Raw genomic sequence first — 14,160 nt, 5'->3', positions numbered from 1 at the left:
AAAAAAGGTAATTAAGCGTTTTACCTAACAGTCTGATTATTCTTTAAATATAAGAGACGGAACGATGCTTAAACCCAGCGATACATGGATCTGGTATATGGATGAGGACGAAGGTTCTCTCATGCTGGATTTGGGAGATGAGATGGTTTTTAAAACCAATCTTTCCCGAAAGCTCCTTGTCGACTGCGCGATGGGTCAGAACAACTTTACCGTAGATGACGCATCCGCGTTCCAAACCTTTAAAGACCAAATAAGCATATTGGGGCTATCTGAGCCTCGACAGGCTGAACTCACACTCTATTGTGTTGCAGCCAAGCGCTTCCATAAGCCCGTTCAGCCAAAGAGTTGGTTCTTTGACCATCAAAATGGCAGCTATCAACCCCAAGAAGGCGATTTAGTCCGATTAGTTAATCAACATTCGGAAGGTTTCTTTATTGTCCTAGAAGTCGGTGAGAGCGCTAGCTTATGTGCCTTAGTAGATTTAGAGTCATTTAGTTTGACTCCAAGTAAAGGTGTTCAATTTGGCCAGAGCATTAAAGTCATGCATGACAGAATGGCTTGTGCACACCAATTTATGAGAATTAACCAGCCCATTGCTCTTGTCGGTTAAGAGCTTAGTAGGGTAATTAGAGCGCAAAATGCGCCAAATAGAAAAAGCAGTGGCAGCTTTTAGTAGTACACAACGATTCCAAAAACGTTCCTCGTAGAAATTTGTCGGCCTTCATGGCCGATTTTTTTTGCCTCAATCCCAGAGGGTACACCTCGTATTTCCCACCATCTTCCTATCTTGTTTCTAAGAAACCTATACCTTTGAATCCTATCTGGTGATATTTCGCATATTTTTTTATCTAAATAGTGACTCTTTTTCTGCTTAAAACAGGGCGTTTTACCGCTATAAATTCCTCCTTTAGCTAAAAATGTAATAAAATTACGCGCCAGAACATCTATTGGTATAGACCAGAATTGGTGTAAATAAGTATTCACTTCGTCCCTTGGTCAATAAATACGACTGGTATATCATTAACGGCTAATGTAATGATGGTGACGGTGTTTATGAGTTTCATTCGGTTAAAGCTTGTTCGAACAAACGAATAACTAAGGGATTAGAGTAGGTTTGTTTAGTGAGAAGGCCGTTTGTCAGGTATAATCAACACCATTTTTCACAGTCAGATGAACACTATGAACCAATATCTTGCCGTTACTTCTAATGGACTCGAAAACCTACTGGCTCAAGAGCTTGAGCAATTGGGTTTAACTTCAGTAAAACCTGTACAAGCGGGAGTGAAGTTTAAAGCGTCAAATGAGCAGATTTATCGAGCTTGTTTATGGAGCAGATATGCTTCTCGCTTTGTTAAAGTGCTTTCGGAGTTTACTTGCCAAGATGATATGGACTTATATCTGGCTGCGTCTTCCATTAACTGGATTAATCACTTCCATAGCTCAAAGAAATTTATCGTAGACTTTAACGGTACCAACCGTGAGATTCGCAATAGCCAGTATGGCGCGATGAAAGTCAAAGACGCCGTAGTAGATTGCTTCAATAAGAAGAATTTACCTCGCCCAAATATCAGTAAAGACAGCGCGGATGTGCGTGTTCATGTGCGCCTACATAGAGATAAAGCGCTTATTGGCTTAGATATGGTTGGCTCAGGCTTACACCAACGTGGCTATAGAACAGAAGCAGGTCGAGCGCCTTTAAGAGAAACATTGGCCGCTGCCATTGTTGCTCGTAGCGGCTGGAAACAAGGGCAAAACATGCTCGATCCTATGTGCGGTTCTGGTACGCTGCTGATAGAAGCGGCCATGCTTGCTGCAAATATGGCTCCTGGTGTTAAGCGTCAAACATGGTGTTTTGAAGCACTTGAAGATTTTGAACCGGAGGTATGGGCAGAGGTTAAATCAGAAGCTAATGTCCAAGCTCGACGCGGTGTCAAAAAGACTGACAGCAGATTTTGGGGATTCGATAACGACCCTAAAGTATTGAGAACCGCTAAAGAAAATGCCAAACGTGCAGGCGTTGAAGAGTTGATTAACTTTGAGCTTGGCGATGCGAGCCAAGTGACTAAACCTGCCGAGTTCGGAGAAGGTGTTGTGGTGTGTAACCCTCCATACGGCGAGCGCTTGGGCACGGAACCAGGGCTTATCGCACTTTATACCGAATTTGGTAACCAACTAAAAACTCAATTTGGCGGTTGCCAAGCCTCTATCTTCTCTAGTTCAGACGATTTGTTAAGTTGCTTACGTATGCGAGCAGAAAAACAATTTAAACTGAATAATGGTGCGTTACAGTGTCACCAGAAAAACTATTCAATTTCTCAACGCTCCGAAGACGAGTTAGTCGGCAATAAGGACGCACAAGTTGTAGCTCCGGACTTTTCTAACCGTCTCAAGAAGAACATTGGCAAGATTGGAAAGTGGGCTAAAAAGGAAGGCTTAGATTGTTATCGCATATATGATGCTGATCTACCTGACTACAATGTTGCTGTTGACGTTTATCAAGACTATCTGGTTATTCAAGAGTACGCAGCTCCCAAAAGCATTCCTGAAGAGACAGCAAAGCGTCGATTAACGGATGTTATTCGTGCCAGTATCAAGGTAACCGGTGTTGATACCAACAACGTGGTTCTTAAAGTACGTGAAAAGAAAAAAGGTTCATCGCAGTACAACAAACTGGCGGCTAAGTCATCAAAGCTTCACGTAAAAGAATACGGGGCTCAGCTAATCGTCAATCTTTACGACTACTTAGACACTGGCCTGTTCCTTGACCATAAAATCACTCGCCGTAAGCTTGGTGAAATGGCGAGCAACAAAGATTTTTTAAACCTATTTGCTTATACAGGATCTGCAACTGTCCACGCAGCATTGGGTAGCGCTAAATCAACGACAACAGTCGATATGTCAAATACCTACTTAGAGTGGGCGAAAGAGAACATGAAACTCAATGGCCAAGTTGGCCGTCAGCATCAATATATTCAAGCAGACTGCTTACAATGGTTAGAAAAAGCCAATGGTAGTTACGACCTTATCTTTATTGATCCACCGACTTTCTCGAACTCTAAGCGAATGGAACAATCATTTGATGTTCAGCGTGACCACGTAACGCTAATGACGAACTTGAAACGACTACTGCGCGAAGAAGGTACGATAGTATTTTCGAACAACAAACGACACTTCAAGATGGACTTGAAAGCGCTGGAAGAACTTGGCCTTAAAGCCGAGAACATTTCAGATAAAACTCTGCCACTTGATTTTGCTCGTAACAAACATATTCATAACTGTTGGGTTATTACTCACCAAAAGTAAAGGATTATGGAAAAGGAACTTATTCTATACAGTACTGAAGGATGCCATCTCTGCGAGATGGCATTTGAGCTCATATCTCAGGTTGGATTAACTGAGCAATTACAAGTGATTGATATTGCTTTTGATGATGAGCTATTTTCTCGTTACGGCGTCACTATACCAGTTGTAAAAAGCGAACAATCTGAAATTAACTGGCCTTTTGACCTTTCTCAACTGAAACAATGGTTAACAGCTAATGGCATTACTTACCATTCATAATGGGCAACTAGCATTTGGTGATCATCCATTGCTAGACAAATCTGATTTCGCACTTCAAGAAAACGAACGTGTGTGTTTGGTTGGCCGCAATGGAGCGGGCAAATCAACGTTAATGAAAGTGCTTGCGGGTGAAATCGTCATGGACGATGGCAAACTGCAGATCACTCAAGATGTCGTGGTATCACGACTTGAACAGGATCCTCCGCGTGATCAGGCTGGTACGGTAGCTGATTACGTCGCTGAAGGACTGGCAGAAGTCGGTGAGTTATTAAAAACTTATCATGCTCAACTGGATTTGGTCGCGCAAGACCCGTCTGAGCGAAACATAAATCGATTGGCGAAAACTCAAGAGAGCTTAGAAGTTGCCGGAGCGTGGCGTTTTGAAGACCGCATTAAGAATATTCTTGGGGCTTTAAAGCTAGATGGCAACACTCTGTTAACTGACTTATCTGGTGGATGGCAGCGTAAAGCTGCGTTAGCTCGTGCTCTGGTCTGTGATCCTGATGTTTTACTACTCGATGAGCCTACCAACCATCTAGATGTAACCACAATCGAGTGGCTGGAAAATTTCCTTAAAGATTTTCGTGGCTCAATTATCTTTATTTCGCACGACCGCGCCTTTATTCGCTCGATGGCAACTCGCATTGTCGACCTTGACCGTGGTCAATTGGTTTCTTATCCAGGTAGTTACGAAACCTATTTGGTTGAGAAAGAAGAAGCATTACGTGTTGAAGAAATGCAAAATGCTGAATTTGATAAGAAGCTTGCGCAAGAAGAAGTATGGATTCGTCAAGGAATTAAAGCACGTAGAACGCGTAATGAAGGACGAGTAAGAGCGCTTAAAAAGCTGCGTGAGGAACGCCAAGGTCGTCGCGAAGTTCAGGGTAAAGTGAATCTTAAACTGGATGATAGTGCTCGTAGCGGAAAAATCGTTTTCGAAGCTAATGACCTCAATTATCAGATTGAAGGCAAAACCATAGTTAAGAACTTCTCCTTTAACATCCAGCGTGGTGACAGAATTGCGCTTATTGGTCCTAATGGTTGCGGCAAGAGTACTCTAATCAAGCTTCTCCTTGACGAATTACAGCCGACATCTGGAAAGTTGAAATGTGGTACTAAGCTAGAAGTGGCTTATTTCGATCAATATCGTGAAGCTCTTGACCCAGAGAAGACGGTGATTGATAACCTTGCTGACGGTAAGCAAGAAGTCATGGTAGGCGGTCGAGAACGACACGCGTTGAGCTATCTTCAAGACTTTTTATTTGCCCCAAAACGTGCCAGAACTCCGGTTAAGGCATTATCTGGCGGCGAGAAAAACCGCTTATTATTGGCGCGTATCTTCCTTAAGTCGAACAACTTATTGGTGCTTGACGAACCAACCAACGATCTAGATATCGAAACGTTAGAGTTACTCGAGGAATTACTTGCTAACTATCAGGGCACGCTGCTCTTAGTGAGTCACGATCGTCAATTTGTTGATAATACTGTGACTACGAGCTGGATTTTTGAAGGTGAAGGGGTTATAGAAGAGTTTGTTGGTGGTTATCATGATGCCCAACAACAACGAATGCAGGTCATCGAAGCAAGAAAAGCTTACGAACCTGTGAAAGAGACTAAAAAGCAAGCAGTTGAACCAGAAAAGAAAGCAACTGCTGTGAACTCTAAACCTAAAAAGCTGTCGTATAAGCTGCAAAGGGAATTAGAGGCACTACCTGCGTTACTTGAGCAGCTAGAGCAAGAATTAGAACAGTTGCAGGAAACCGTGAATACCCCTGAGTTTTTCACTAAACCTGTCACTGAAACACAACCAATTTTAGATAGTTTGTCTGCCAAAGAGCAGGAACTGGAAATTGCCTTTGAGCGATGGGAAGAGCTCGAAGCAATGCAACAGGAAAGTTAGTCTTCATGAGTCGTATTAATTTCAAAATTTCATTAATTGCAGCCGGTGTTATGGCTGCAACTTCAAGTCAGGCAGCGTTGTATAAGGTTGTTGAGATTGGGCCTGCTAGCGGTTATGAAGCGGGCTTCTCCAATGGTGTTGATATCACTGAGTTCTATGGTTCGGCCATTGATAAGTCCAAACAGACGGGTACCAATAAAGGTTGTTTTGGAGAGGACTGCTCTTCTAATGCAATAGTAACCTATGGTGATTCGCGTGCGGGATCTGAAGGTCATTCATATCGTCAAGAAGTGCCATTCAATTACGATTCAAGCTTTTATTATACAGACTGGAATCGCAACAGAGACTATTGCCGAAATGAATTAGGCTATCAAACTTGTGATCCAGCATGGACAAATAAATTGTGGTATAGCTTTAGTGATCACGGTGGTTTAGGTCGTGAACGCGATGCATGGGACTCCGCGACTTATAAGTCAAATGCACAAGTATTTAAAAATGGTAGCTTGTTCGCTCTGGGTCAACCTCTATCAGCAGCCTATTCGCCGAGTGGGTTTGCCTATACACCAACCTCAAGTAACGCAGTAGTTAATGGAGTTGATAGTAATGGTGTAGCAATTGGTAACACGAGCAGTGGCTATTATAACAACGGTTCTAATAGTGCTCTGATCTACCGTCATCGAGGATTCTGGGGTGATGGTGCAACCCCGTCCATTCTGCTGCCTAAACAAGACGGAAATATTACACAGAAGATGGGTCGTACAATGGCGTTTGACTCATTTAAGCTGGGCAGTAATGAATATGTTGTTGGTAGTGCTGCTGTAGCGCCTTTTGATTACAACGATTCTAATAAGAACTATCGTGGATCCGTAGCAAACTGTATTAACAACAGTACTATTAATGCTGATCCTGCCGCTTACGTTGATTGTCAAAATTTTGCGTTTGCCACTAAAGCTACAATTTGGGATGTCACAAGCGTAAGTTCTGCTACAGAAGTCCAACCTGATACGTTCTATGATTGGCAAAACACTGGCGATAACAATATCGATAAAAAGGCAAGCCAAGGTAGTATACGTGGAGTCGCTGTTTCTTCGGCTACCGCGTATTCAGGTAAACCAGTCTTTGTCGGTCTTAATACGACGAAAGACGGAAGCAACTTGTTTATGCAAGCTACCGTATTCACTCCAGAACCTGATTTTGCGGCTGATAAGCTTGGAAGTGTAAGTTCACGAGTCATTTCTCGAGCAACAGTGAAGGATGGCGATGATTTCGTTTACAGCAACTCAGTAGCTACTGATATCAACAAAAACCTTGTTGTAATCGGCGAAGCAAAACGTCGAGGCGATAAACGTGAAAATGGCGCCGCACCTAACCGAATGTTCTTAACCTCGATCGACTCTAGCGGTAACGTTGGTTCTGCGCAGTACTTTGATGAACTTAACGGTAATAGCGGGATTTTCTTCCGTGGTGTTGGCGGTGAGACGGGGGCGATTAACAACTTTAACGAAATTGTCGGCGCTGTTGATGCTGAACAGTCTACAGAGTATTTCGGTAAGAAACGTCGTCAACGTGGCTTTATCTATCCGTATAGTGTTGCTGACTCTGGTGATCAGGACATGATAGACAGACGAGCTATTTTCAAAAATAAACCATGGTTGCTAGATGACTTAACGAATGGTGGTAGTGAGTCTACTAACAATAACCAGTTCCGAATTGTCGATGCAGCTGATATTAACGATGACGGCGTTATTGTAGCGACAGCGCTAAAATGTGAAGGCGGCTATGATACAACTGGCCACAACTCATATTGCGGCAATGGTCAAAAACGTGAGAAAGTAGTAGCGGTTAAGTTGATCCCGATCGCAAATGCAACATCTGCTGACATCCAGACTCGTGCATTAGAAGCCGCACCTGTAGAACGCCAGGGTGGTGGTCTCGGTTGGATGGCGATGATTTTCTTAGGGTTCTTAGGGTTACGACGTAACAAATAGTCACAAGTGACAAAAATCCCAGGTTCACACTTCTGAATCTGGGATTTTTTGTACCTTGTGATCAGCGGAATAATGCGCAATTATTAAAGAGGAGTCACAAAAGCTCCACAAATCTTTAATGGTAGAAAGCTGGGAGACTGGCTTTGTATAATGAGGACCGTACTATGAAGAGACAAAAACGTGATCGTCTAGAGCGAGCTCAATCACAGGGTTATAAAGCTGGATTGAATGGTCGATCGATGGAAACCTGTCCCTATCAACAAATGGATGCTAAGTCTTATTGGCTAGGCGGTTGGCGTGATGCCCGAGATGACAAACATTCAGGACTCTTCAAGTAGTCGGGAGCAAAATTGAAGTATTTTAAGGCCTCATCTTGAGGTCTTTTTTGTGGTTGTTACTTCTAATGCACTATAACTAAATGTGTATGAGTAAAATAAACGACTCCAGAGAGTCGTTTATTGAAAACTTCGATTTAGAAAGTTGATGTGTCTTTAAAGAGGCCGACTTTTAGGTCTTTAGCAACATAGATCTCTTTACCATCTACTAGAACACGTCCGTCAGCGATACCCATAACAAGCTTGCGATTTACTACGCGCTTCATGTGTAGCTCATACGTTACTTTTTTTGCAGTAGGAAGGATTTGACCAGTGAATTTTAGTTCACCTACACCAAGAGCACGACCTTTACCTTCGCCACCAATCCAGCCAAGGTAGAAGCCAACTAGCTGCCACATTGCATCTAGACCAAGACAGCCTGGCATGACTGGGTCACCAATAAAGTGACAATCAAAGAACCATAGGTCAGGGGTGATATCTAATTCTGCAACAATTAAACCTTTACCAAAGTCACCCTCGGTTTCTGACATTTTAGTTACACGATCCATCATCAGCATGTTTGGTGCTGGTAACTGAGGGTAGCCTTCGCCAAATAGTTCACCACGGCTAGAGGCTAGAAGATCTTCACGACTATAAGATTCACGTCTGTTTTGCATTATTAAATTACTCCAAATTTTGGTATGAGCATCTTAGTGAACAGGTGTACGCTAGACAAGTCCGACCACGACTAGACAAACCAGTTTTTAACCCTTTCTAACAAAGTTTCCGGGAGTTCAAGTTTTTCAAAATTTTCAATGCGTTCGGCTATCTTTCCAATAACGCTATCTTCGTCTTCACTCTTGAAAGGCTTATTAAGAAGTAGAGGAACCACTTCGTCAACGTGTGTGGCTGACCAAATATGGAATTCACCTTGCTTAATACTTTCTACCACCTCAGTGCTGAGTGCTAGGTGTTGAAGATTAGTTTTCGGAAGCACTACACCTTGTTTACCCGTAAACCCTTGGTGTTTGCATACGCTGTAAAAACCTTCGACTTTCTCATTGAGGCCACCGACGGCTTGAACGCGGCCAAATTGGTCGACAGCACCTGTGACCGCTATTTGTTGATCGATAGGATAGCCAGATAATGCACTTACAAGAGAACACAACTCAGCTAACGACGCACTGTCACCATCAACCTCGCAATAAGATTGCTCAAACACAATAGAGGCAGAATAAGGGAGCGGGGCATCAAGATCCAACTCGGAAGAAACGAACGCCTGCATAATCATCATGCCTTTCGCATGGATGTTACCGCCAAGATCGACTTTTCGCTCGACATCAGAGACATCACCATCGCCAAAGTGCACTACGCAAGAAATTCGAGCTGGTTCACCGTAGGATACTGGGTGCCCAGGTATATCGATAACAGTTAATCCGTTGACCTGGCCAACTTGTTGTCCCTGAGTTTCGATAACAACTTGTCCCTCGAGAATATCGTCAATTGCACGTTCAGGAAGATAGGCTTCTCTGCTTCGTTTCGCACAAATCGCTTCCTCAATATGAGCGGATGTTATTACTTTGTCATGACTAAAAGATGACGCTTCACCAAGCAGTGCTGAATGCCAATCGATGGACAAAGGAAGGTACTGTTTATCTTCTGTTTCACGAGCTCCGGCTTGGAGAAGGCGCAGGTAGGCTGAACTATCTAGGCTATACTCGGGAAGCTGCTTCTCTAGTAGACCATTTACAAAACCGAAGTAAGTCGAGATAGTTTTTTCGGAGACCTTTAGATCACTTTCCAGTTCCGTATACTGCATAAAGCCAGAACGAAAATCATTATCAGCATAATCAAATTCAGCAAGTTGGTCTCGGTCACCAAGAATGATCAATTTAAAGTCTGATTGGAATTGTGGTGGAGATAAAACAGTGGACCGCTTATCAATGGCCACACTATTTAGTGACGCTCCTGATAGCAAAGCCTTAATATTTCCCCAAGTGCTTAACGTACTTAATGCTGCTTGGGTTGAAGCCACAAGAAACCCGTTATTGGCTTGAGAAATTAATCCAGCGGAAACTTCAAGTTGGTTATCAACCTTAGCGTAATGATCAAACAGTAGCGCTGAGTTTGTATCCTTTGTCACGACAACATGTTTGCCTAATGCTTTGAGTGAAGCAGCTATTAGTTCACGGTACTTTAGATTGTCACCATCTTTAACGACTAACACTTTAGATTTACAAGCTTGTGATGTGAAGAATGTAAGGGCAGCTTGTAAACGAGGTTGCAAATCAAGCAGCGATGCTGGTGCAATGTTCGGTGCTTGTTCAATAGTGGTCTGATAGTTGTTGTACTGCGGACAAACGTCTTGCCAAGGGACTAGATTCATTAAGATGCTACTTATTTAAAATTTGGAAGGAGTATACAACGAAACCCGAAGTAACGTTAGTAATAGAACACGGTTAATCGGGAGCAAATTCTCAGATTTAGTGTTCTTTTATTGAGTTGTCACGTGACTTGGGTTACGCTGTCACTGTAAACAGAGTAGGGACGCAAACCAATGAAATACCAACAGCTTGAAAACCTAGAATGTGGTTGGAAGTGGCAGTATTTATCTAAAAAGTGGCGCGAGGGTGAGAATATCACTCGCTATATTGATACCAGTGAAATCGAGCAGGCCGTTGCGACTTTTAAATCATTAGAACACGAGCCTACTCTGGTTCTTGATTGGATTGATGAGCATATGTCTGCAGAGCTTGATAATAAACTCAAGCAGGCAATTCGTGCCAAGCGCAAGCGTCACTATAATGCAGAACAAGTTCATACCAAGAAAAAGTCTATCGATCTTGACTACCGAGTTTGGGAAAAGCTGTCTTACCGAGCAAACGAACTCGGATGTACGTTATCCGAAGCGATCGAATACTTGTTAAGTGAAGCGTCGCGCAGTGAGAAAGCGACCAAGACAGTGAGTAGCCTGAAAGAGGACTTAAGTAAGTTACTGTCTGATTAGCCAGGGAATAGGGAGTAGTTGCGATGTTATACGTTGTTCTGATAGGTGCACTTGTTGTTTTCTGGCTTGTTGCCGTTGACCGTCCAGTTTTAACTGTAAAGTTTGATAACGGTGAACTAGGTAACGTTAAAGGTCATATTCCTCCATCTTTTCGACATAATCTTAAAGATATTGTCGAGCGTGATAAAGCGACAGGTGTTTTAAAAGTTTACCAAACCCGTACCGGTATGAAGCTCAAATTTAGCAACTCAGTAGCGAAAGCGTGCCAACAACGAATTCGAAATGTATTCCCACATCAAGGATTCAAGTCAAAAGGCAAAAAGAAATCTCGATGAGTTCCAATTGGTTTAGAAGTGTAGGCGCTGTAAGAAGCGCCTTTTTTAATCCACCTAATGCACTATAACTAAATTAAATTGACTCGATAAAAATAAACAATTATCCGTGCGCCGCTATTTCTCTTTCATCCCAAATTTTCATCAGGGTACGCCTTGACTCAGAATCCAGCATTTGTATACGGCGACAAGTCCAGTTCTCCGCAATGTAGTCAGCCATCTCTAGTGAGATAGGGTTGTTATCTGTTAAATAGGTTTCTAGGGCTGCTTCTGCCTCTAATAATGATAACCCTTCGACATCCCATTTTTGAATTCGCGTATAACTCGTTGTAAACCATTCAATAGGTAAAGACATAGAATATTCCTTTTCTAATAATTCTTGTTGTTCTCGTTGGTGAAATTAGAATTAAACATCTAACTCATTTTGTAAAGAGAATAACTTAGAAAAACACAATAAAAGTTTATAAATATCTAAATCTATAATCAGATTCTATTTATATAGGTGGTGTTATATATACATTGCTATTTCTTTCGTTATAGCTTTGCGACATTTAATTTACATAGTCAATAGCTCGTTCCTGCCATTGTTTCAAGTTCCTATGCCTATAGAGAGTACGAAGGGGTTTGAAGTATAAGCTTGTATGTGTAATCTTTCTTTAATATTCGTGAGGTTAATCGATTCTCGTAGTTTAAATATAGACTAGAGTAATAATGGCATCGAATATGACTGACTCTAATGACATGTATGTTGAAAATTCCATTGATTTAAATTAGATGTCAAACACTTCGTGTCTCTGAGTATATAAACGAAAGCGATTTATAACAACGAAGATATAAAAAGTTAATTTAAATGATAAGTTAATTAAAAGGCTAGGGAATGGATAGCTTACCTAGCCAAACTATTAATTTACTAAGCTGTCGATTAATTTCTTACAACAAGTATTTGCGAACGCCTAAACAGATAGTTCGGTTATTTTCAGCACGATGTTTTCTGTTTACACTCCAGTTTCTTTGGGACGTACGCGTCGAAGTGTTATGACTTCGCTGAAGCGATAAACAATCGAGGTAGCGTGTTCCTATAATTGGTTAAGTTGCTTGTTGTAGTCGTTTAGCGCCAAAAGAAAAGCCATGCAGCTGGAAAAGAAAGACTAAACAAACGAAAACGTCCTTCAAACCAGTCATGGTGCGAGCCATCAATTTGGATCAGTTCACCTAAGCAGTCTCTGCGATAACGAGGTTGATAAATTCGAGGTTTTCTCTTGGAATGTGGGACCCAAAGAGCATCAGCGATCATCCATTGGCGAAGCGTTTCCAAGGAGATATTAAATCCGTGAACCTCTGTAAGCTTTTCATGTACGAGCGTTGGGCCAAAATCTAGATAGTATTCTGAGATAAGTTTGAGTACGTGGAGCTTGGTGTCATCGCTGATGCGATTGCACGAAGGTTTACCGCGGTTGCCATGAGCTAGGGATTCAACGCCAAGTTCCTTAAAAGCTTTAAGTATGCGAGACAAGTGTCGGTAGCTTATTCCAAGAATCGATGTGGCATCCCGGCGCTTTAACTTATTGTTTAACACATCTTGGATAATGAAGAAGCGTTGCAATTCATGGTCGTTCATCGTAACTAACATCCTAAATACCTCCAAGCAAACATAGGACAGATTCACTTGGAAATATTAGGACATTATCGCTTTGGGTTCACAACCTCAGTGCGCATTATGTGGTTAGATTTATGTTGAGTGGTTTGCTGAAAGCCAAGCGTGGTAAAGGGTGGGCGAGTGATTGGCTCATTGTCGGCGCGGTGGCGTCGTACATGCTAGGAAAGAGAATCGCTTTACTAGTGAAGCCCGTAACATAAATCCTGTAATACGCACTGATCAAATAAACGTCGTTTTTATGCAGTCAGGCACTTGGTTTTTTATACAGTTATCCCAATAACTTATGATGACATTTCGATATAATGTGGGATAACAGCATGAGTATTATGAGTAAAGAAGAGTTCGACGCCATTTCTAAAGAGCTTGCCGAACCAATAGACTTTGATGAACTAGTTGCCTCCGGTGCATTAAAGAAGAGTGGTAAAAGCTATTACCTGTGTAATCAGGATCTCTTGCCAAAGCATGTTAGACGTAAGATTAAATCTCTTGAGCAAAATAAACTGGGTATTAAAGTGACTTTTTATAAGTAAGGATACTCTAGCAGTTCAACCTAGTTCGTTATTGTGACTAACTCAAACACACACGTATGCTGACAGGTGATATGGTATGTTTTTTATTGATGGAGTTATGGTGTGACGACAGTATCTAGAATCAAGGCTGGTCAATATTCGGTTTCTGATGGTCGCTTTATCATTAAGCAAGGATCTAGTTGGTATATCATTCAAGGTAATGGAGACCATGATTTTGGTCCTGTACCTACTTTAGCTGCTGCGAAATCATACGTATCAACAGGCTCTATTCCTTTAGGAAATCACAATAGAGCATCACAACATAGTCGAAGACAAAGTAAGAAAGAGTTTAATGCTCACTTAGCCGCTGAGGCAAAGAATGGTAACCCTGCACCTCTAATTCTTTGGGTACTTGTCTTAATAGGTCTAACAGTATTATTTACTGCACTTGGTAAGTAATATCGCGTAGCGATAAAAGGGCGCTCGACTTAGTTCGGCACTGCGACTAACTCAAACGCCCGAAGCCAACCTCCCTTCAACCTAGTCGGTAAATCCCTTCCTTTCTGCCAAGCCAGCCTTGCAGAGACTCACCACATAAAAGGCGATTCATGCCACAGCAACCCATCGATGTTTAGCGCGCCAGCTGTGCGAACAAGGGAGGGACCCGCGCCCCGCGGGAGGGTTCCCTTATGTCGTGCAGATAAGCGCAATCATGTTTATCTGTACATGAAAAATCTTTTGGATCGAGAGATGAACAAGGAAGAGTGCACAGAAGGCAGAGGAAAACCCCCGTCTAGTATTACGGGGGTACTTTCGGTGATGTATCGGTTTTCGATGCTCTCGCGATCTATCGTCTTCCGACTAGGTCTATTACGTACATAAATCGTTAAGG

General features: G+C 42.3%; 15 protein-coding genes. 11 read left to right on the top strand and 4 right to left on the bottom strand.

Annotated elements, in window-relative coordinates; translation table 11 throughout:
• The first annotated feature begins 64 nt into the window (after positions 1-64).
• From VME0621_RS18740 to rmf, 6 genes are all read left to right on the top strand, one after another.
• Positions 65-610: a cell division protein ZapC gene (locus VME0621_RS18740; protein WP_038230493.1), complete on the top strand. Its 546-nt coding sequence runs from the start codon at positions 65-67 to the stop codon at positions 608-610.
• A gap of 569 nt (positions 611-1,179) precedes the next feature.
• Positions 1,180-3,303, top strand: coding sequence for a bifunctional 23S rRNA (guanine(2069)-N(7))-methyltransferase RlmK/23S rRNA (guanine(2445)-N(2))-methyltransferase RlmL (gene rlmKL / locus VME0621_RS18735; RefSeq protein WP_062459807.1), 2,124 nt, complete (start codon positions 1,180-1,182; stop codon positions 3,301-3,303).
• A 6-nt stretch (positions 3,304-3,309) separates the two neighbouring features.
• Positions 3,310-3,561, top strand: coding sequence for a glutaredoxin family protein (locus VME0621_RS18730; RefSeq protein ID WP_081411582.1), 252 nt, complete (start codon positions 3,310-3,312; stop codon positions 3,559-3,561).
• A complete protein-coding gene (locus VME0621_RS18725) occupies positions 3,539-5,461 on the top strand; it encodes an ABC transporter ATP-binding protein (RefSeq protein ID WP_062459809.1) in 1,923 nt (640 codons plus the stop codon). Before VME0621_RS18730 ends, VME0621_RS18725 begins: the two co-directional genes overlap by 23 nt.
• A gap of 5 nt (positions 5,462-5,466) precedes the next feature.
• Complete coding sequence (locus VME0621_RS18720) at positions 5,467-7,449, top strand: DUF3466 family protein (protein ID WP_062459811.1); 1,983 nt, start codon at positions 5,467-5,469, stop codon at positions 7,447-7,449.
• Between the two features lie 164 nt (positions 7,450-7,613).
• Positions 7,614-7,787, top strand: coding sequence for a ribosome modulation factor (gene rmf / locus VME0621_RS18715; RefSeq protein WP_006075701.1), 174 nt, complete (start codon positions 7,614-7,616; stop codon positions 7,785-7,787).
• Between the two features lie 134 nt (positions 7,788-7,921).
• Here the strand turns inward: rmf and fabA are convergent, their stop codons facing one another.
• Together fabA and VME0621_RS18705 are read right to left on the bottom strand one after the other, a co-directional pair.
• Entirely contained in the window at positions 7,922-8,440 is a 519-nt protein-coding gene (gene fabA, locus VME0621_RS18710) for a bifunctional 3-hydroxydecanoyl-ACP dehydratase/trans-2-decenoyl-ACP isomerase (RefSeq protein ID WP_038230501.1), read from the bottom strand.
• Between the two features lie 71 nt (positions 8,441-8,511).
• Positions 8,512-10,149 carry a S16 family serine protease gene (locus VME0621_RS18705; RefSeq protein ID WP_062459813.1) on the bottom strand — a complete coding sequence of 546 codons (1,638 nt, stop codon included), beginning with the start codon at positions 10,147-10,149 and terminating at the stop codon, positions 8,512-8,514.
• A gap of 171 nt (positions 10,150-10,320) precedes the next feature.
• Here VME0621_RS18705 and matP point away from each other — a divergent pair, with 171 nt between their 5' ends.
• Both matP and VME0621_RS18695 read left to right on the top strand, forming a co-directional pair.
• Positions 10,321-10,770 (top strand): macrodomain Ter protein MatP, encoded by a 450-nt coding sequence (gene matP / locus VME0621_RS18700; protein WP_006075455.1) that lies wholly within the window; start codon positions 10,321-10,323, stop codon positions 10,768-10,770.
• Positions 10,771-10,793: 23 nt separating this feature from the next.
• Positions 10,794-11,105 carry a DUF3634 family protein gene (locus VME0621_RS18695; protein WP_006075456.1) on the top strand — a complete coding sequence of 104 codons (312 nt, stop codon included), beginning with the start codon at positions 10,794-10,796 and terminating at the stop codon, positions 11,103-11,105.
• A 100-nt stretch (positions 11,106-11,205) separates the two neighbouring features.
• Here VME0621_RS18695 and VME0621_RS18690 read toward each other — a convergent pair whose 3' ends face one another.
• Positions 11,206-11,457, bottom strand: a complete 252-nt coding sequence (locus VME0621_RS18690; protein WP_062459815.1) for a hypothetical protein — start codon at positions 11,455-11,457, stop codon at positions 11,206-11,208.
• A 753-nt stretch (positions 11,458-12,210) separates the two neighbouring features.
• A complete protein-coding gene (locus tag VME0621_RS18685) occupies positions 12,211-12,732 on the bottom strand; it encodes a helix-turn-helix domain-containing protein (RefSeq protein ID WP_062459817.1) in 522 nt (173 codons plus the stop codon).
• A gap of 101 nt (positions 12,733-12,833) precedes the next feature.
• Here VME0621_RS18685 and VME0621_RS27020 point away from each other — a divergent pair, with 101 nt between their 5' ends.
• The 3 genes from VME0621_RS27020 to VME0621_RS18675 all read left to right on the top strand — a co-directional run bounded on the left by VME0621_RS27020 (position 12,834) and on the right by VME0621_RS18675 (position 13,727).
• Positions 12,834-12,959, top strand: coding sequence for a hypothetical protein (locus tag VME0621_RS27020; protein WP_269452524.1), 126 nt, complete (start codon positions 12,834-12,836; stop codon positions 12,957-12,959).
• A 117-nt stretch (positions 12,960-13,076) separates the two neighbouring features.
• Complete coding sequence (locus VME0621_RS18680; protein WP_062463941.1) at positions 13,077-13,289, top strand: hypothetical protein; 213 nt, start codon at positions 13,077-13,079, stop codon at positions 13,287-13,289.
• Positions 13,290-13,391: 102 nt separating this feature from the next.
• A complete protein-coding gene (locus VME0621_RS18675; protein WP_062463943.1) occupies positions 13,392-13,727 on the top strand; it encodes a hypothetical protein in 336 nt (111 codons plus the stop codon).
• The last annotated feature ends 433 nt before the right edge of the window (positions 13,728-14,160 follow it).

The organism is Vibrio mediterranei (assembly GCF_900088415.1).
GTDB classification, from domain to species: domain Bacteria; phylum Pseudomonadota; class Gammaproteobacteria; order Enterobacterales; family Vibrionaceae; genus Vibrio; species Vibrio mediterranei.
This window is presented reverse-complemented; position numbering and strand designations above follow the sequence as displayed.